Source organism: Enterobacter sp. GER_MD16_1505_Eko_090 (assembly GCF_003331015.1).
In the GTDB taxonomy this organism is placed as follows: domain Bacteria; phylum Pseudomonadota; class Gammaproteobacteria; order Enterobacterales; family Enterobacteriaceae; genus Enterobacter; species Enterobacter roggenkampii.
Genome location: NZ_PUQF01000005.1, coordinates 207,809 through 225,947, shown reverse-complemented (window position 1 = coordinate 225,947; position 18,139 = coordinate 207,809). Strand labels below are relative to the sequence as shown.

Genomic DNA, 18,139 nt, shown 5'->3' with positions numbered 1-18,139 from the left:
TGGCGGCCAGATTATGGCACACTTGGCAGGTTTTCTTCCTCTCAAACAGGTACTCAGACGTGAAAATCCTCGTTGATGAAAATATGCCTTACGCCCGTGAGCTGTTTAGCCGCCTGGGTAACGTTAAGGCTGTTCCTGGTCGCCCGATCCCGGTCAACGAACTGGACGATGCCGACGCCCTGATGGTGCGCTCGGTGACCAAAGTAAATGAGGCGTTGCTCGCCGGTAAGGCGATTAAGTTCGTTGGGACCGCAACGGCAGGGACCGATCATGTGGATGATAAATGGCTGAAGCAGGCCGGAATCGGTTTCTCCGCCGCGCCGGGCTGTAACGCGATTGCCGTCGTGGAATACGTTTTCTCCTCGCTGCTGATGCTGGCCGAGCGCGACGGGTTTGCGCTGAAAGACCGCACCGTGGGGATTGTCGGCGTGGGTAACGTCGGCGGACGCCTGCAAAAGCGCCTGGAAGCGTTAGGGATCCGCACGTTGCTGTGCGATCCGCCGCGCAAAGACAACGGCGATGACGGGGATTTCCGTTCGCTGGACGAGCTGGTTGAACAGTGCGACGTGCTGACGTTCCACACGCCGCTGTTTAAAGAGGGGCCGTATAAGTCTCTGCATCTGGCCGATGAGGCGTTAATTCGCCGTCTGAAGGCTGGCACTATTCTGATAAATGCCTGCCGTGGTCCGGTAGTCGATAACGCCGCGCTGCTGACGTGTCTGAACGAAGGACAAGACCTCAGCGTGGTGCTGGACGTCTGGGAGCCGGAGCCGGACCTCAACGTTGAGCTGCTAAATAAGGTTGATGTGGGCACGGCGCATATCGCTGGTTATACCCTCGAAGGGAAAGCCCGCGGTACGACGCAGGTCTTCGAAGCCTACAGCGCCTTTATCGGCCATCCGCAGCAGGTGGCGCTGGATACCTTACTCCCCGCGCCTGAATTTGGCCGCATTACCCTTCACGGCCCGCTCGATCAGGCAACGCTGAAAAGGCTGGTGCATTTGGTGTATGATGTGCGCCGCGATGATGCGCTGCTGCGTAAAGTGGCGGGGATCCCGGGTGAGTTTGATAAGCTGCGCAAGAACTACGTTGAGCGCCGCGAGTGGTCTTCCCTCTATGTGATGTGCGACGACGCGTCGGCGGCGACGCTGCTGCACAAGCTGGGGTTTAACGCCGTTCATCACCCGGCGCATTAATGTCTTCTTAATGCTCCCTGTCGGATACTCCGACAGGGACGCTTTTTTATTTCTGGAGTAAACCACCATGTCTGAAGGCTGGAACATTGCCATTTTAGGTGCCACGGGTGCCGTGGGCGAAGCCCTGCTCGAAACGCTTGCTGAGCGTCAGTTCCCGGTGGGCGATATCTATGCGCTGGCGCGAACGGATAGCGCGGGTGAGCATCTGCGTTTTAACAATAAATCCGTCATGGTTCAGGATGCGGCGGCGTTCGACTGGACGCAGGCGCAGCTGGCGTTTTTCGCCGCGGGCGCTGAAGCCACTGCGGCGTACGTTGAAGAGGCGACCAACGCAGGCTGTCTGGTCATCGATCTGAGCGGTCTGTTCTCCATGGAGCCGGATGTGCCGCTGGTGGTGCCGGACGTGAACCCGTTTGTACTGGCTGACTACCGCAACCGTAACGTCATTGCGGTGCCGAACAGCCTGACCAGCCAGCTGCTGACCGCCCTGAAACCGCTGATCGACGACGGCGGCCTGTCGCGCATTACCGTCACCAGCCTGCTGTCCGCGTCCGCAAACGGCAAAAAGGCCGTTGACGCGCTGGCCGGGCAGAGCGCGAAGCTGCTGAACGGCATCCCGATTGACGAAGATGATTTCTTTGGCCGCCAGCTGGCGTTCAACATGCTGCCGCTGCTGCCGGACCGCGAGGGTTCCGTGCGCGAAGAGCGTCGTATCGTTGATGAGGTGCGTAAAATTCTGCAGGACGATGGCCTGATGATCTCCGCAAGCGTCGTGCAGTCCCCGGTCTTCTACGGTCACGCGCAGATGGTCGGCTTTGAAGCGCTGCGTCCCCTGGCGGCAGAAGAGGCGCGCGATGCGTTTGGCCGCGGGGAAGACATCGTCCTCTCTGAAGAGAGCGAGTTCCCGACGCAGGTAGGCGACGCCACCGGTAGCGCGCATCTTTCCGTTGGCTGCGTGCGTAACGACTACGGTATGCCGGAGCAGGTTCAGTTCTGGTCCGTTGCCGACAACGTTCGTTTCGGCGGCGCGCTGATGGCGGTCAAGATCGCTGAAAAACTGGTGCAGGAGTACCTGTACTGATGTCAGACGTGGAACAAAAGCCGGTTCATAAAATTGCCCTCGGTATTGAGTACGATGGCAGTAAATATTATGGCTGGCAGCGTCAGAATGAGGTGCGCAGCGTCCAGGAGAAACTGGAGAAAGCGCTCTCTCAGGTGGCAAACGAGCCGATTAACGTCCTGTGCGCAGGCCGTACGGACGCGGGCGTTCACGGCACGGGGCAGGTGGTGCACTTTGAGACCACTGCCGTGCGTAAGGATGCCGCCTGGACGCTGGGTGTAAATGCGAATTTGCCTGGTGACATTGCGGTGCGTTGGGTGAAAGCTGTGCCGGATGATTTTCATGCGCGTTTCAGCGCCACCGCGCGTCGTTACCGTTATGTCATCTACAACCAGCGTCTGCGTCCGGCGGTGTTAAGCCAGGGCGTGACGCATTTTTATGAACCGCTCGATGCGGAACGCATGCATCGCGCGGCGCAGTGTCTGATTGGTGAAAATGACTTTACCTCGTTTCGTGCGGTGCAGTGTCAGTCCCGCACGCCGTGGCGTAATGTCATGCACATTAACGTCAGCCGTTTTGGCGCGTATGTGGTGGTGGATATCAAAGCCAATGCCTTTGTACATCATATGGTGCGGAATATTGTGGGCAGCCTGATGGAAGTGGGTGCCGGACACCAGCCGGAGAGCTGGATTGCAGACCTGCTGGCAGCGAAGGACAGAACGCTTGCGGCAGCCACGGCGAAAGCGGAAGGGCTGTATCTGGTCTCGGTAGACTATCCGGATCGGTTTGACCTGCCGAAACCGCCAATGGGGCCGCTGTTTTTAGCGGACTAAACAAAGGTGCAATTAAGGCTTAGACAATATGGACGTAATTCGTTTTTTGATTGATTTCATCCTGCATATTGATGTTCACTTGGCAGAGCTGGTCGCGCAGTATGGCGTCTGGGTTTATGCCATTCTGTTCCTCATTCTGTTTTGTGAAACCGGGCTGGTTGTCACGCCGTTTCTGCCGGGCGATTCACTGCTGTTTGTTGCCGGGGCGTTATCGGCGCTGCCCACCAACGATTTGAATGTGCATCTTATGGTGGTGCTGATGGTGATTGCCGCCATCGTCGGTGATGCGGTCAACTACACGATTGGACGCGTATTCGGTGAGCGGCTGTTCAGCAATCCCGATTCAAAAATTTTCCGTCGCAGTTATTTAGATAAAACTCATGCGTTTTATGAACGCCATGGCGGAAAAACCATTATCCTTGCGCGCTTTGTGCCTATTGTGCGCACATTTGCACCGTTTGTGGCGGGAATGGGACATATGTCCTATCGTCATTTTGCCATGTATAACGTCGTGGGGGCGCTGCTTTGGGTACTGCTGTTTACCTATGCGGGCTACCTGTTTGGCGATCTCCCTGTGGTTCAGGAAAATCTTAAGTTACTGATTGTAGCGATTATTGTGCTTTCCGTACTGCCGGGCGTTATCGAAATCATTCGTCATAAACGTGCGGCGGCAAAGCAAGCGAAGTAAATGCACACTGGCGGTTCGACCACTTTTTTATCCAAAGTTTCGGGCTGTTATGTTTTAATGTGCAACATTCATGGTCTGTTGGAGGCAAAAATGGCATTATTCGCCTCTTATAGCAAAACTGGCATACGACCAGGTTCAGGCAGAAAGGTTATCAATGAGCTGGATTGAACGAATTAAAAGCAACATTACCCCAACGCGTAAAGCGAGCATTCCTGAAGGGGTATGGACGAAGTGTGATAGCTGCGGCCAGGTTCTGTATCGCGCAGAGCTGGAGCGCAACCTTGAGGTGTGTCCGAAGTGTGACCACCATATGCGTATGTCGGCGCGCAACCGCCTGCATAGCCTGCTGGACGAAGGTTCTCTGGTAGAACTGGGCAGCGAGCTTGAGCCAAAAGACGTGCTGAAGTTCCGCGACTCCAAAAAATATAAAGATCGTCTGGCCTCCGCACAGAAAGAGACCGGCGAGAAAGACGCGCTGGTCGTCATGAAAGGCACCCTGCATGGGATGCCGGTTGTTGCCGCTGCGTTTGAGTTCTCCTTTATGGGCGGCTCAATGGGCTCCGTGGTCGGTGCGCGCTTCGTGCGTGCCGTTGAGCAGGCGCTGGAAGACAACTGTCCGCTGATCTGCTTCTCTGCCTCCGGTGGAGCACGTATGCAGGAAGCGCTGATGTCCCTGATGCAGATGGCTAAAACCTCTGCAGCGCTGGCGAAGATGCAGGAGCGCGGTCTGCCGTACATCTCCGTGCTGACCGACCCAACCATGGGCGGCGTCTCCGCGAGCTTCGCGATGCTGGGCGACCTGAACGTCGCTGAGCCAAAAGCGCTGATCGGCTTTGCGGGTCCTCGCGTTATCGAGCAGACCGTTCGTGAAAAACTGCCGCCGGGATTCCAGCGCAGTGAGTTCCTCATTGAGAAAGGCGCCATCGACATGATCGTCCGCCGTCCGGAAATGCGCCTGAAGCTGGCGCGCATCCTGGCGAAGCTGATGAATCTGCCAGCGCCGAACCCGGATGAGCCGCGTGAAGGCGTGGTGGTACCGGATCAGGAACCCGAGGCCTGATAACTGAAAAGGGCAGGGCCGGTTGGCGCTGCCCTTTTGCTTTCTAATCTGTTAATGACAACCGGGCATTATGGAAAATAAAAGCATTCCCCAAGCCACGTCGCCCCTGGCCGCGTGGCTTTCTTATCTGGAAAACCTGCACAGTAAAACCATCGATATGGGGCTTGAGCGCGTAAGCCAGGTTGCCGCGCGTCTTGATGTGCTGAAACCGGCGCCTTTCGTGTTCACCGTCGCAGGCACCAACGGCAAAGGTACCACCTGCCGCACGCTGGAATCCGTCCTGATGGCGGCGGGCTATAGGGTCGGCGTGTACAGCTCGCCACATCTGGTACGCTACACCGAGCGGGTTCGTGTGCAGAACAGCGAGCTGCCGGAGTCGGCGCATACGGCATCGTTCGCGGAAATTGAAGCCGCGCGCGGAGAGACCTCATTAACCTATTTTGAATACGGCACTCTGTCGGCCCTGTGGCTGTTCAAACAGGCCCAGCTGGACGTGGTGATCCTTGAGGTTGGCCTTGGCGGACGTCTTGATGCGACCAATATCGTCGATGCAGACGTGGCGGTAGTGACCAGCATCGCGCTGGATCATATCGACTGGCTGGGGCCCGATCGTGAAAGCATTGGCCGCGAGAAGGCCGGTATTTTCCGGGCAAATAAACCTGCCGTGGTGGGCGAGCCGGATATGCCGCACACCATTGCTGACGTGGCGAACGAAAAGGGCGCACAGCTGCTGCGCCGCGGCGTTGACTGGCACTATGAGGTTCAGGACAACGGCTGGCGCTTTAGCGACGCGCAGGGGGCGCTGGATAACCTGCCGCTGCCGCAGGTCCCGCAGCCAAATGCGGCAACCGCGCTGGCGGCACTGCGCGCCAGCGGCCTCGTGGTCAGCGAACAGGCGATCCGCGAGGGTATACAAAACGCGATTCTGCCAGGACGTTTCCAGATTGTGAGCGAGTCACCGCGCCTGATTCTGGACGTGGCGCACAACCCCCACGCGGCGGCGTATCTCGCGGGACGTCTCAAATCGTTACCAAAAACCGGGCGCGTGCTGGCGGTTATCGGTATGCTTCATGATAAAGATATCGGCGGGACGCTGGCCTGCATGGAGAGTGTGGTCGATAGCTGGTATTGTGCTCCTCTGGAGGGGCCACGCGGCGCGACGGCTGAGCAGCTGATGGAACATCTCGGCAAAGGCGCAATCTACAGTAGCGTGGCGCAGGCCTGGCATGCCGCGATGGCGGAGGCTAAACCAGAAGATACCGTGCTGGTGTGTGGTTCATTCCACACGGTGGCACATGTCATGGAAGTGATGGACGCGGGGAGAACCGGTGGCGAGTAAGTTTCAGAACCGTTTAACAGGAACCATTGTGCTGGTCGCGCTCGGGGTGATTATTCTTCCCGGGCTGCTCGACGGGCAGAAAAAGCATTATCAGGATGAGTTTGCCGCGATTCCGCTGGTGCCGAAACCGGGCGACCGCGATGAGCCGGATATGCTACCCGCGGCGACGCAGGCGCTGCCTGCTCAGCCTCCGGAAGGGGCGGCGGAAGAGGTGCGCGCGGGCGATGCCGCCGCACCGTCGCTCGATCCGTCTCGCCTGGCGGCCACGAGCAACAGCGATATCGATCCTGTGCCGGTCGAGCAGCCTAAACCGGTTGAAAAACCGAAGCCGGTTGAGAAGCCGCAGCCGAAACCGCAGCGTGATAAAGCGGCAGAACAGCTCGCCGCAGCGTCAGAGACGCCTCCGCCAACAAAACCGACGCAGCAGGACGCTGCTGCCCCAACGGGCAAAGCTTACGTGGTGCAGCTCGGTGCGCTGAAAAATGCGGACAAGGTGAATGAGGTGGTGGGTAAACTGCGCAGTGCGGGATATCGTGTTTACACTTCACCTTCCACGCCGGTGCAGGGTAAAATTACCCGTATCCTCGTGGGGCCAGAAGCGTCTAAAGACAAACTGAAAGGGTCGCTGGGTGAGCTGAAGCAGATCTCCGGCCTGAGCGGTGTGGTGATGGGCTACAGCGCGAACTAAGTACGACCTGCTCCTGTAAGAGAGAGGCGACAAGCCACGGCGTTGAACATTTTTTCAGCGCCTTTTTTATTTACGCGCGGGAAGGAAATCCCTACGCAAACGTTTTCTTTTTCTGTTAGAATTCGCCCCGAACTGGATGACAGGGCGTTTAATCGTGGGACACATATGGTCTGGATTGATTACGCCATCATTGCGGTGATTGGTTTTTCCTGTCTGGTTAGCCTGATCCGTGGCTTTGTTCGTGAAGCGTTATCGCTGGTGACCTGGGGTTGTGCTTTCTTTGTCGCCAGTCATTACTACACTTACCTGTCTGTCTGGTTCACGGGCTTTGAAGATGAACTGGTCCGAAATGGAATCGCCATCGCGGTGCTGTTTATCGCGACGCTGATTGTTGGCGCTATCGTCAATTACGTGATAGGTCAGCTGGTCGAGAAAACCGGTCTGTCAGGAACGGACAGGGTACTCGGGATCTGTTTCGGGGCGTTGCGAGGCGTGCTGATTGTGGCCGCGATCCTGTTCTTCCTGGATACCTTTACCGGGTTCTCCAAAAGTGAAGACTGGCAGAAATCGCAGCTCATTCCAGAGTTCAGCTTCATCATCAGATGGTTCTTTGACTATCTGCAAAGCTCGTCGAGTTTTTTGCCCAGGGCATAAACCCTGAGATGTGGCTTAACGAGGAAAAGACGAATGTGCGGTATTGTCGGTATCGCCGGTTTCATGCCGGTAAACCAGTCGATTTATGACGCGTTAACGGTGCTTCAGCACCGTGGGCAGGATGCTGCGGGTATCATCACCATTGATGCAAACAACTGCTTCCGTTTACGCAAGGCGAATGGCCTGGTAAACGATGTGTTTGAAGCCCGCCATATGCAGCGTCTGCAAGGTAATATGGGGATCGGTCACGTTCGTTATCCTACCGCTGGCAGTTCCAGCGCCTCTGAGGCACAGCCTTTCTACGTCAACTCACCGTATGGCATCACCCTTGCCCATAACGGCAACCTGACCAACGCGCATGAGCTGCGTAAAAAGCTGTTCGAAGAGAAACGTCGCCACATTAACACCACCTCTGATTCTGAAATCCTGCTCAACGTGTTCGCCAGCGAGCTGGATAACTTCCGTCACTATCCGCTGGAAGCGGACAACATTTTTGCCGCGATTGCCGCGACAAACCGTCAGATCCGCGGCGCGTACGCCTGCGTGGCGATGATCATCGGTCACGGCATGGTGGCCTTCCGCGATCCAAACGGCATTCGTCCGCTGGTGCTCGGCAAGCGCGACCTCGGCGATGGCCGTACCGAATATATGGTTGCCTCTGAAAGCGTGGCGCTGGATACCCTGGGCTTCGAATTCCTGCGCGACGTGGCGCCGGGCGAAGCGGTGTATATCACCGAGAAGGGCCAGCTGTTTACCCGCCAGTGTGCCGACAACCCGGTCAGCAACCCGTGCCTGTTTGAATACGTTTACTTTGCCCGTCCGGACTCCTTCATCGACAAGATTTCCGTCTACAGCGCGCGCGTCAATATGGGCACGAAGCTCGGCGAGAAGATTGCCCGCGAGTGGGACGATCTGGACATCGACGTGGTGATTCCTATCCCGGAAACCTCCTGCGATATCGCGCTGGAGATCGCCCGCATTCTGGATAAGCCATACCGTCAGGGCTTCGTGAAGAACCGCTACGTTGGCCGCACCTTCATCATGCCGGGGCAACATCTGCGCCGTAAGTCCGTGCGCCGCAAGCTGAACGCTAACCGCGCGGAATTCCGCGACAAGAATGTTCTGCTGGTGGATGACTCCATCGTTCGCGGTACCACCTCTGAGCAGATTATCGAGATGGCACGCGAAGCGGGTGCGAAGAAAGTCTACCTGGCCTCTGCTGCGCCGGAGATTCGCTTCCCGAACGTGTACGGTATTGATATGCCAACCGCCAACGAGCTGATCGCTCATGGCCGTGAAGTGGATGAAATTCGCCAGATCATCGGCGCTGACGGCCTGATTTTCCAGGATCTGAACGATCTCATCGACGCGGTGCGTGCCGAGAATCCGGAAATTCAGCAGTTTGAATGCTCCGTGTTCAACGGCATTTACGTGACCAAAGACGTTGACCAGCAGTACCTAGACTATCTTGATTCGCTGCGCAACGACGATGCCAAAGCCGTTCAGCTGCAAAACGATCTCGAAAGCTTAGAGATGCACAACGAAGGTTGATGTTCCGGCAGGTGAGGGCGTATGCCCTCACTTGCAACTCCCCGCAAAATCCTGCACAGTCTGCCCTGAAATCAGTAAGGGCGAAAATCATGAAACGACTCATAGTTGGGCTCAGCGGTGCCAGCGGTGCGATTTACGGCGTACGTTTGCTACAGGTTCTGCGTAACGTGGCGAACGTCGAAACCCATCTGGTGATGAGCCAGGCGGCGCGGCAGACCCTCTCTCTGGAAACCGATCTCTCCCTGCGCGATGTTCAGGCGCTTGCGGATGTCGTTCACGATGCCCGTGATATCGCCGCCAGCATCTCCTCAGGCTCGTTTAAAACCGCCGGCATGGTGATCCTGCCCTGTTCAATCAAAACGCTCTCCGGCATTGTGAACAGCTATACCGACACCCTGGTGACGCGTGCGGCGGATGTGGTGCTGAAGGAGCGGCGTCCTCTGGTGCTGTGCGTGCGGGAAACGCCGCTGCACCTGGGCCATCTGCGCTTAATGACGCAGGCTGCTGAGCTGGGGGCTGTGATCATGCCGCCGGTGCCCGCGTTCTACCATCGTCCGCAAACGCTGGACGACATTATCAACCAGACCGTTAACCGCGTACTCGATCAGTTCGACATCGACCTGCCCGAGGATCTCTTCACCCGCTGGCAGGGTGCCTGAATCTGTGCACATAGCCGGTGCATGAAAAGACACGTTGCCCTGTTTCAGGGCAATTATGCAACGGCGATCATATCCTCGACATTTAATTCGTTTTTTCCCTTTTTCTCTCTCCGGTTCGTTCGGCAGACCTGCTATCTTTCACCATTAAGGCAGTATCGCAACGTTTTATTAACATATTTAACGTCGAAGTTTTAACCAGACGGCAATGTGGCATAAGACCTGCAAGATGAAGCCTGCAACACAACACACAACACAATACATAATAAAATCACGGTACTTGAGGGTAAATGTATGAAGAAGACGGTTCTGGCTCTGTCTTTGCTGGTGGGGTTAAGTGCGGCAGCAGGTAGCTACGCAGCGCTTCCACAGACGGTTCGTATCGGTACAGACGCAACCTACGCGCCATTCTCTTCCAAGGATGCGAAAGGCGATTTCGTGGGGTTTGATATCGATCTGGGTAATGAAATGTGCAAACGCATTGCGGTGAAATGCACATGGGTGGGCAGCGACTTTGACGCGTTAATCCCGTCGCTGAAAGCCAAGAAAATCGACGCCATTATCTCTTCTCTTTCCATCACTGAAAAACGCCAGCAGGAGATTGCCTTCTCTGACAAGCTCTACGCCGCGGATTCTCGCCTGATTGCGCCTAAAGGTTCCCCGATTAAGCCCACCATCGACTCGCTGAAAGGCAAGCATGTCGGCGTGCTTCAGGGTTCGACTCAGGAAGGCTATGCCAATGCTAACTGGCGTGAGAAGGGCGTAGACGTGGTGGCTTACCAGAACCAGGATCTGATTTACTCTGACCTGGCGGCAGGCCGTCTGGATGCGGCATTCCAGGATGAAGTCGCCGCGAGCGAAGGCTTCCTGAAGCAGCCTGCGGGTAAAGACTACACGTTTGCAGGCCCGTCGGTGAAAGACAAAAAGTACTTTGGCGATGGCACCGGGATTGGCCTGCGTAAGGATGATACCGAGCTGAAAGCCGCCTTCGACAAAGCCTTTGCAGAGCTGCGTAAAGACGGTACGTACGACAAACTGGCGAAGAAATACTTCGACTTCAACGTATACGGTGAATAACACCTGGCGGTGACGCACCGGAAAGGTGCGTTACGGGAGCGGTTGACCCAATACGGTGCATTTGATGCACTGTATTGGATCGCTGTGTGCATACTTACGCATTAATAATGCAAAAATTCCCGCTGGAAAGGCATTAATCTTTGCCTGACTGAGGGGATTAATGGCACATTAGCACCACCCCGTCGTCGTAAAAATCCCGTATGAAGACAGTTTGTTGAGGACAAATATGAAAAAACTCGTGTTGTCATTATCACTGGTACTGGCCTTTTCCAGCGCCACCGCGGCATTCGCAGCTATTCCGCAGAAAATTCGAATTGGTACCGATCCTACCTATGCGCCGTTCGAATCGAAGAATTCAAAGGGTGAACTGGTCGGTTTTGACATCGATCTGGCCAATGAGCTGTGCAAACGCATCAAAGCACAGTGTACCTACGTTGAGAACCCGCTGGATGCGCTGATCCCGTCCCTGAAAGCGAAAAAAATCGACGTAATCATGTCCTCCCTCTCCATCACTGAAAAACGCCAGCAGGAGATTGCCTTCACCGACAAACTCTACGCGGCCGATTCACGTCTGGTGGTGGCGAAATCGTCTGATATTCAGCCAACGCTGGAGTCGCTGAAGGGCAAACGCGTGGGCGTGCTGCAGGGCACCACTCAGGAAACCTACGGCAACGAGCACTGGGCACCGAAGGGGATTGAAATTGTCTCCTATCAGGGCCAGGAAAATATCTACGCTGACCTGACGGCAGGCCGTATTGATGCCGCATTCCAGGATGAAGTCGCGGCTAGCGAAGGCTTCCTGAAAACGCCGGTAGGTAAAGATTACAAGTTTGGCGGCCCGTCCATTAAGGATGTGAAGTTGTTTGGTGTGGGCACCGGTATGGGCCTGCGCAAAGAAGACAACGAACTGCGTGAGGCGCTGAACAAGGCGTTCGCTGAAATGCGCGCAGACGGCACCTACGACAAGCTGGCGAAAAAGTACTTTGATTTTAATGTTTACGGCGGCTAATCGCCCCGTCATATAACGTGCGGCCCCTCCCACGGCGGGAGGGGAAAAGACACGGTTCCACCACTCACGATACGACAGGGCTCGCGGTATGCTGTACGGATTTTCTGGCGTTATTTTACAGGGCGCGCTTGTCACCCTTGAGCTGGCTATCAGCTCCGTGGTGCTGGCGGTGCTGATAGGTCTGGCAGGCGCAGGGGCGAAGCTTTCAGCTAACAAACCCCTGGCGCTAATCTTTGAAGGCTACACCACGCTCATTCGCGGCGTTCCCGATCTGGTGCTGATGCTGCTGATTTTTTACGGTCTGCAGATTGCGCTTAACGGCATAACAGACGCGATGGGCATGGGACAAATTGATATCGACCCGATGGTGGCCGGTATTATTACCCTCGGTTTTATCTACGGCGCCTACTTCACTGAAACCTTCCGCGGTGCTTACATGGCCGTGCCGAAAGGTCACATTGAGGCGGCAACCGCATTTGGTTTTACCTCATCACAAACGTTTCGTCGGATTATGTTCCCGGCCATGATGCGCTACGCGCTGCCGGGCATCGGGAACAACTGGCAGGTTATCCTCAAAGCAACAGCGCTGGTCTCGCTGCTCGGTCTGGAAGACGTCGTGAAAGCGACTCAGCTGGCGGGTAAGAGCACCTGGGAGCCGTTCTATTTTGCGGTGGTCTGTGGCGTGATTTATCTGGTCTTTACGACCGTCTCCAATGGTGTGCTGCTTCTGCTGGAGCGTCGCTACTCCGTGGGTGTGAAGAGGGCTGACCTGTGATTGAGATTATTCAGGAATACTGGAAATCGCTGCTGTGGACAGATGGCTACCGCTTTACCGGCGTGGCGATTACGCTCTGGCTGCTGATCTCCTCCGTGGTAATGGGCGGTATTCTGGCGGTGTTTCTCGCCATTGGCCGCGTCTCGAACAATAAATTTATCCAGTTCCCGATCTGGCTGTTCACCTACGTCTTTCGCGGTACGCCGCTGTACGTGCAGCTGCTGGTGTTCTACTCGGGAATGTATACGCTTGAGATCGTAAAAGGCACTGAGATGCTGAATGCGTTCTTCCGCAGCGGTCTGAACTGTACGGTGCTGGCGTTGACGCTTAACACCTGCGCCTACACCACGGAGATTTTCGCGGGGGCGATTCGTTCTGTTCCTTACGGTGAAATTGAAGCAGCCCGGGCCTACGGCTTCTCGTCGGTGAAACTCTACCGCTGCATCATTCTGCCATCGGCCCTGCGTATCGCGTTACCGGCCTACAGTAACGAAGTGATTTTGATGCTGCACTCGACTGCGCTCGCCTTTACCGCGACGGTGCCGGACCTGCTCAAAATAGCGCGCGATATTAACTCCGCAACCTATCAGCCGTTTACCGCGTTTGGCATTGCGGCGGTGCTCTATTTAATTATCTCTTATGTTCTGATTAGCCTGTTCCGTAAGGCTGAAAAACGCTGGTTGCAGCATATAAAACCTTCTTCGACGCACTGAGAAAGATGATGGCTGAGAACAAATTAAACGTAATTGATTTGCACAAACGCTACGGCGAACATGAAGTGCTGAAAGGGGTGTCGCTGCAGGCGAATGCGGGCGACGTGATCAGTATCATCGGCTCATCCGGCTCGGGAAAAAGTACCTTCCTGCGCTGCATCAACTTCCTCGAAAAGCCGAGTGAAGGCTCAATTGTGGTGAGCGGGCAGAATATCAACCTGGTGCGTGACAAAGACGGTCAGCTGAAGGTGGCAGACAAGAACCAGCTGCGCCTGCTGCGTACGCGCCTGACGATGGTATTCCAGCACTTTAACCTCTGGAGCCACATGACGGTGCTGGAGAACGTGATGGAAGCACCGGTTCAGGTGCTGGGCCTGAGCAAGCATGAAGCCCGCGAGCGCGCGGTGAAATACCTGGCGAAAGTGGGCATTGACGAACGCCAGCAGATGAAATACCCGGTGCATCTCTCCGGCGGTCAGCAGCAGCGTGTCTCTATCGCCCGCGCGCTGGCGATGGAGCCCGAGGTGCTGCTGTTCGACGAACCGACCTCCGCGCTGGACCCTGAACTCGTTGGCGAAGTGCTGCGCATCATGCAGAAGCTGGCCGAAGAGGGCAAAACGATGGTGGTGGTGACGCACGAGATGGGCTTCGCCCGTAACGTCTCGAACCACGTGATTTTCCTGCATCAGGGGAAAATTGAAGAGCAGGGCCACCCGGACGAGGTGCTGGCAAACCCGCAAAGCCCGCGTTTGCAGCAGTTCCTTAAAGGCTCTCTGAAGTAAGAGGGCATCAGACCGCAGTGCAGCCCAATCGCCCGGTGGCGCTTCGCTTACCGGGCCTACAAAACCGTAGGCCGGGCAAACGCAGTGCCGCCCGGCATTCAGGCCGCACTATACTCCAGCCGGTACACCCAGTCGTCATAGCGCACGCCATCAATCTCATACGCTTTTTCCAGTACCTGAGTGCGCACAAATCCCGCTTTCTCCAGCACCCGCACTGACCCGCCGTTGTCCGCCAGTACGTACGCATTAATCGCCTTCACGCCGGTCTGGTTAAAGGCGTAATCACACACCGCGCGCAGCGCTTCGCTGGCGATACCTTTCCCCTGCGCGGCAGGCACAACCGTATAGCCGATGTCGGCCTCTTCACGATTCTCAGCGCTAATCTGCAGGCCGATATCGCCCAGCGGCGCATCATCATCCCGGGCGCGAATGACAAACACATGAGCAGCAGCGAGTCGCGCGGCAAACACGCGTCGGGTCTCTTTTTCCGGGGCGATGGCGGCCATATAGCGCATGATGCGGCGATCTTCACGCAGCGAGCGGAAGAAGGCCCAGTCAGTGGGTTCAAAAGGGGTGAGGTAAAGCCGGGGAGTGGTGATGGTTGCCATTGTTACGCCATTTCTTCGGAACATGGCCTGTCACTGTACCATATTCACCGCACCACATCCCCCAGTGCCTCTTCTAATTCATACCAGCGGAACGCAAACCCGGCCGCTTCCAGCCGTTTTGGCAGCGCTCTCTGTCCGCCCAGTACCAGAACAGACGCTTCACCCATCAGCAGCCGAATCGCCGTCGCAGGCACGCGCAATATCGCCGGGCGGTGCAGGGCATGTCCCAGCGCGTGGGCAAACTGTTCATTTCGCACCGGATACGGCGCAACCATGTTAAACGGCCCGCGCAGATCGTTATCCAGCAGCCAGAGAATCCCGTTGACCATATCGTCGATATGGATCCACGCCATATACTGACGGCCATTACCGATCGGGCCGCCAAGGCCGAGTCGGAATGGCGGGAGCATCTTCGCCAGAATGCCGCCTTTCGGCGCGAGGACGACACCGGTCCGCAGCAGGCAGACGCGGGTCCGATCGCTCTGCGCCGCGCAGGCGATACGCTCCCACTGGGCGCAGAGCTTATGGGTAAACTCGTTATGGGGAGGCTCTTCCTCGGTCACCACCACCTCGCCAAGATCGCCGTAATAGCCTACTGCGGAACCCGAAATCAGCACGGAAGGCGGCGTATGGCTGTTGCGGATCAGCTCGACCAGCTTTTCGGTAATGTTCCACCGGCTGCTGCATAACAGCTGTTTTTGCTCTTCCGTCCAGCGCTTATCGGCGATGGGTTCTCCCGCGAGGTTAATAACGGCGTCGAAACCGTCCAGATTTTGCTGCTCGGCCAGATTTTTCCAGATATCAACACCTGCCCCCAGCACCTGACGCGCTTTTTCCGGGCTGCGCGTGACCACGGTGATGTCGTGGTGCAAGGCCTGCAGACGCGCAATGAGGTGACGACCAATCAGGCCAGTACCGCCGGTCAGCAAAATCTTCATACAACCTCCAGGTTTACGCCTGGCGTTTCCAGCTTAACGTCATAGAGACGGAGTCGGCGTAACGCAGGGCGTGAAGTTTATCGATCTCAACTTCAGCATAAGTGACCCAGTGATGTTCGCGTGCGATATCGAGCACATCCTGAGTTAATTTTTCCAGCAGAGAGAAACGGTTATTCTCCACAAACTGGATAATGTTCTTGGTGATTGTGCGGTAGTTCAGCGCGTCATTGATGTCTTCGCTGGCGCGCGCTTTGTCTGCGGGGTAGTGAATCACCACGTTAATAACAATATCCTGACGGTTGGCGATCTCTTCCTCTTTGATACCGATGAAGGTACGCAGGCGTAAATTTTTTATACGAATAATGGCGTCTGGCTGTGACATTGCAGGTCTTCTCCGTGTCAGTATTTCCTGCCCATAATACATGAGAGCCTCACAGGCACCCAGCCTCATACCGGGTTAAATTTGCTGGATTTTTTGCATCGCTCGCTCGGTCGCCGGGCGGGTCCGGATGCGCTCAAACCAGTTGTTCACCGCCGGGTAAGCGGCCAGGTCAATTCGGTGTTTTTCATGCGTATTCACCCACGGCCAGCAGGCGATGTCGGCAATACTGTAATGATCGCCCCCGAGCCACGGCGTTTTCTCCAGCCGACGGTTCAGAACGTCATAGAGCCGCTGCGTCTCAACCTGATAGCGTTCTATCGCGTAAGGAATGGGTTGCGGGGCGTAAGCGGTAAAATGATGATTTTGTCCCAGCATGGGGCCCAGCCCGCTTGCCTGCCAGAAAAGCCATTGCAGCGTATGGTGGCGCTCGCGCAGTTCGCCGCTCAGCAGCGTGCCGGTTTTCTCCGCCAGGTAGAGCAAAATTTCACCGGATTCAAACAGGCTCAACGGTCTGCCCCCGTCCGCCGGCTGGTTATCAATGATGGCCGGGATTTTATTATTCGGCGAGATAGCCAGAAAGAGAGGGCTGAACTGCTCGCCTTTGCTGATATCCACGCGAATGATCCTGTAATCCAGCTCGGCTTCTTCAAGAAAGAGGGTGATCTTATGGCCGTTTGGGGTAGGGGCATAATAAAGGTCGATCATTCTCAACTCCTGTCCATGCGAATAGTGGTGCCATGACAAATGAGTATAGGTGGTTGTTGTAAATCGTGAGTTTTCATCAAGTGACAGCGAGGCAAAGAGATTATATGTTGAGTAAAAACCGATCAGCCTATGAGGATGTTATGAACCAGCCCGTCATCACGTTGTGGTCCGATGCGAACTTCTTTTCTCCCTATGTCATGAGCGTTTACGTTGCGCTGGCCGAAAAAGGACTCGCTTTTACCCTGAAGACCGTTGATCTCGACGGCGGTGAACATCTCAAGCCGCAGTGGCAGGGTTACGACCTGACCCGTCGCGTGCCGGTGCTGGAGATTGACGGATTTGCCCTGAGCGAATCGTCGGCGATCGATGAATACCTGGAAGATCGGTTCGCCCCCCCGGAGTGGGAGCGTATCTATCCTCACGATCTGCAAAAGCGCGCCCGGGCGCGGCAGATCCAGGCGTGGCTGCGCAGCGATCTGGTGCCGATTCGCGTGGAACGCTCGACGGACGTCGTGTTTGCCGGGGTGAAAAAGCCCGCTCTCAGCGCAGAAGGCCAGGAAAGCGCGCAGAAGCTGATTGAAACCGCCTCCTTACTGCTCGCCCATGGCAACCCAAACCTGTTCGGCGAGTGGTGCATTGCGGATGCCGATCTGGCGTTGATGCTAAACCGCCTGATCCTCAACGGTGATGAGGTGCCGCAGCTGCTGGTGGATTATGCCGCATTCCAGTGGCAGCGTGCCTCCGTACAGCGCTATGTGGCACTCTCGGCTAAGCGCGCGGGCTGATAAGCCCTGACGCTTCAGGTATGATGGGGGCAGTTTGTTTTCCCGAGGAGTGACTGATGAAACTGATGTTTGCGTCGGATATCCATGGATCGCTGCCCGCGACCGAGCGTGTCCTTTCTCTGTTTGAGAAAAGCGGTGCGCAGTGGCTGATTATTCTGGGTGACGTGTTGAATCACGGCCCACGCAACGCGCTGCCGGAAGGCTATGACCCTGCGCAGGTCGCGGAAAAACTCAACCCGTATGCCTCGCGCATCATCGCCGTTCGCGGCAACTGTGACAGCGAAGTGGACCAGATGCTGCTGCATTTTCCCATTACCGCGCCGTGGCAGCAGGTGCTGCTCGAACAACACCGTCTGTTCCTGACCCACGGGCATCTTTTCGGCCCGGATAATCTCCCGGCCCTCGCGGCTGGCGATGTCCTGGTTTACGGTCATACTCATATTCCGGTTGCGGAAAAACGCGGTGAGATTTATCACTTTAATCCGGGCTCGGTCAGTATCCCAAAAGGCGGGTATCCTGCGAGCTACGGCATGCTGGAGGGAAATACCCTGAGCGTTATCGCACTTAATGATCAGCAAGTTATTGCGCAGGTAGCGATTAATCCGTAAGTTACACCTCAACTGCAAACGCGCCGAAAGAG

Annotated in this window: 21 protein-coding genes; 17 read left to right on the top strand and 4 right to left on the bottom strand. The window is 56.1% G+C overall.

Annotated elements, in window-relative coordinates:
- Positions 1 to 59: 59 nt before the first annotated feature.
- From pdxB to hisP, 15 genes are all read left to right on the top strand, one after another.
- The gene (gene pdxB / locus C6A40_RS07955; RefSeq protein WP_023294134.1) at positions 60 to 1,196 is read left to right on the top strand and encodes a 4-phosphoerythronate dehydrogenase PdxB; all 1,137 of its coding nucleotides are present in this window, start codon (positions 60 to 62) and stop codon (positions 1,194 to 1,196) included.
- 67 nt (positions 1,197 to 1,263) lie between these two features.
- Positions 1,264 to 2,277: an aspartate-semialdehyde dehydrogenase gene (locus C6A40_RS07950; RefSeq protein WP_023325776.1), complete on the top strand. Its 1,014-nt coding sequence runs from the start codon at positions 1,264 to 1,266 to the stop codon at positions 2,275 to 2,277.
- A complete protein-coding gene (truA, locus tag C6A40_RS07945) occupies positions 2,277 to 3,089 on the top strand; it encodes a tRNA pseudouridine(38-40) synthase TruA (RefSeq protein ID WP_008502600.1) in 813 nt (270 codons plus the stop codon). The genes C6A40_RS07950 and truA overlap by 1 nt, the downstream gene beginning before the upstream one ends.
- A gap of 28 nt (positions 3,090 to 3,117) precedes the next feature.
- Positions 3,118 to 3,777 (top strand): DedA family protein, encoded by a 660-nt coding sequence (locus tag C6A40_RS07940; RefSeq protein WP_008502599.1) that lies wholly within the window; start codon positions 3,118 to 3,120, stop codon positions 3,775 to 3,777.
- A gap of 154 nt (positions 3,778 to 3,931) precedes the next feature.
- Entirely contained in the window at positions 3,932 to 4,837 is a 906-nt protein-coding gene (gene accD / locus C6A40_RS07935) for an acetyl-CoA carboxylase, carboxyltransferase subunit beta (protein WP_008502598.1), read from the top strand.
- A gap of 70 nt (positions 4,838 to 4,907) precedes the next feature.
- Positions 4,908 to 6,176 (top strand): bifunctional tetrahydrofolate synthase/dihydrofolate synthase, encoded by a 1,269-nt coding sequence (gene folC, locus C6A40_RS07930; RefSeq protein WP_045334270.1) that lies wholly within the window; start codon positions 4,908 to 4,910, stop codon positions 6,174 to 6,176.
- Entirely contained in the window at positions 6,166 to 6,864 is a 699-nt protein-coding gene (gene dedD, locus C6A40_RS07925) for a cell division protein DedD (RefSeq protein ID WP_045334272.1), read from the top strand. The genes folC and dedD overlap by 11 nt, the downstream gene beginning before the upstream one ends.
- Before the next feature lie 165 nt (positions 6,865 to 7,029).
- The gene (gene cvpA / locus C6A40_RS07920; protein ID WP_000262116.1) at positions 7,030 to 7,518 is read left to right on the top strand and encodes a colicin V production protein; all 489 of its coding nucleotides are present in this window, start codon (positions 7,030 to 7,032) and stop codon (positions 7,516 to 7,518) included.
- Positions 7,519 to 7,551: 33 nt separating this feature from the next.
- The gene (gene purF / locus C6A40_RS07915) at positions 7,552 to 9,069 is read left to right on the top strand and encodes an amidophosphoribosyltransferase (protein ID WP_021241570.1); all 1,518 of its coding nucleotides are present in this window, start codon (positions 7,552 to 7,554) and stop codon (positions 9,067 to 9,069) included.
- Positions 9,070 to 9,158: 89 nt separating this feature from the next.
- On the top strand, positions 9,159 to 9,728 hold the full coding sequence (locus tag C6A40_RS07910; RefSeq protein WP_032663144.1) for a UbiX family flavin prenyltransferase: 570 nt from the start codon (positions 9,159 to 9,161) through the stop codon (positions 9,726 to 9,728).
- Between the two features lie 291 nt (positions 9,729 to 10,019).
- Positions 10,020 to 10,802 (top strand): lysine/arginine/ornithine ABC transporter substrate-binding protein ArgT, encoded by a 783-nt coding sequence (gene argT / locus C6A40_RS07905; RefSeq protein WP_045334278.1) that lies wholly within the window; start codon positions 10,020 to 10,022, stop codon positions 10,800 to 10,802.
- 226 nt (positions 10,803 to 11,028) lie between these two features.
- Complete coding sequence (hisJ, locus tag C6A40_RS07900; RefSeq protein ID WP_008502592.1) at positions 11,029 to 11,811, top strand: histidine ABC transporter substrate-binding protein HisJ; 783 nt, start codon at positions 11,029 to 11,031, stop codon at positions 11,809 to 11,811.
- 88 nt (positions 11,812 to 11,899) lie between these two features.
- A complete protein-coding gene (locus C6A40_RS07895) occupies positions 11,900 to 12,586 on the top strand; it encodes a histidine ABC transporter permease HisQ (protein ID WP_008502591.1) in 687 nt (228 codons plus the stop codon).
- Positions 12,583 to 13,299, top strand: a complete 717-nt coding sequence (locus C6A40_RS07890) for an ABC transporter permease (RefSeq protein WP_008502590.1) — start codon at positions 12,583 to 12,585, stop codon at positions 13,297 to 13,299. The genes C6A40_RS07895 and C6A40_RS07890 overlap by 4 nt, the downstream gene beginning before the upstream one ends.
- A gap of 8 nt (positions 13,300 to 13,307) precedes the next feature.
- Positions 13,308 to 14,081 carry a histidine ABC transporter ATP-binding protein HisP gene (gene hisP / locus C6A40_RS07885; RefSeq protein ID WP_014832781.1) on the top strand — a complete coding sequence of 258 codons (774 nt, stop codon included), beginning with the start codon at positions 13,308 to 13,310 and terminating at the stop codon, positions 14,079 to 14,081.
- Between the two features lie 98 nt (positions 14,082 to 14,179).
- Here the strand turns inward: hisP and C6A40_RS07880 are convergent, their stop codons facing one another.
- The 4 genes from C6A40_RS07880 to yfcG form a co-directional block, all read right to left on the bottom strand.
- Positions 14,180 to 14,689 (bottom strand): GNAT family N-acetyltransferase, encoded by a 510-nt coding sequence (locus tag C6A40_RS07880; protein ID WP_045334281.1) that lies wholly within the window; start codon positions 14,687 to 14,689, stop codon positions 14,180 to 14,182.
- A 44-nt stretch (positions 14,690 to 14,733) separates the two neighbouring features.
- Positions 14,734 to 15,627: a TIGR01777 family oxidoreductase gene (locus C6A40_RS07875; protein WP_008502587.1), complete on the bottom strand. Its 894-nt coding sequence runs from the start codon at positions 15,625 to 15,627 to the stop codon at positions 14,734 to 14,736.
- Positions 15,628 to 15,640: 13 nt separating this feature from the next.
- The gene (gene folX / locus C6A40_RS07870) at positions 15,641 to 16,009 is read right to left on the bottom strand and encodes a dihydroneopterin triphosphate 2'-epimerase (RefSeq protein ID WP_008502586.1); all 369 of its coding nucleotides are present in this window, start codon (positions 16,007 to 16,009) and stop codon (positions 15,641 to 15,643) included.
- A 75-nt stretch (positions 16,010 to 16,084) separates the two neighbouring features.
- A complete protein-coding gene (yfcG, locus tag C6A40_RS07865; RefSeq protein ID WP_032675245.1) occupies positions 16,085 to 16,714 on the bottom strand; it encodes a GSH-dependent disulfide bond oxidoreductase in 630 nt (209 codons plus the stop codon).
- A gap of 140 nt (positions 16,715 to 16,854) precedes the next feature.
- Between yfcG and yfcF the strand changes: the two genes are divergently transcribed.
- The gene (gene yfcF, locus C6A40_RS07860; RefSeq protein WP_008502584.1) at positions 16,855 to 17,499 is read left to right on the top strand and encodes a glutathione transferase; all 645 of its coding nucleotides are present in this window, start codon (positions 16,855 to 16,857) and stop codon (positions 17,497 to 17,499) included.
- Positions 17,500 to 17,555: 56 nt separating this feature from the next.
- Positions 17,556 to 18,107 carry a phosphodiesterase gene (yfcE, locus tag C6A40_RS07855; RefSeq protein ID WP_045334282.1) on the top strand — a complete coding sequence of 184 codons (552 nt, stop codon included), beginning with the start codon at positions 17,556 to 17,558 and terminating at the stop codon, positions 18,105 to 18,107.
- Positions 18,108 to 18,139: the final 32 nt, after the last annotated feature.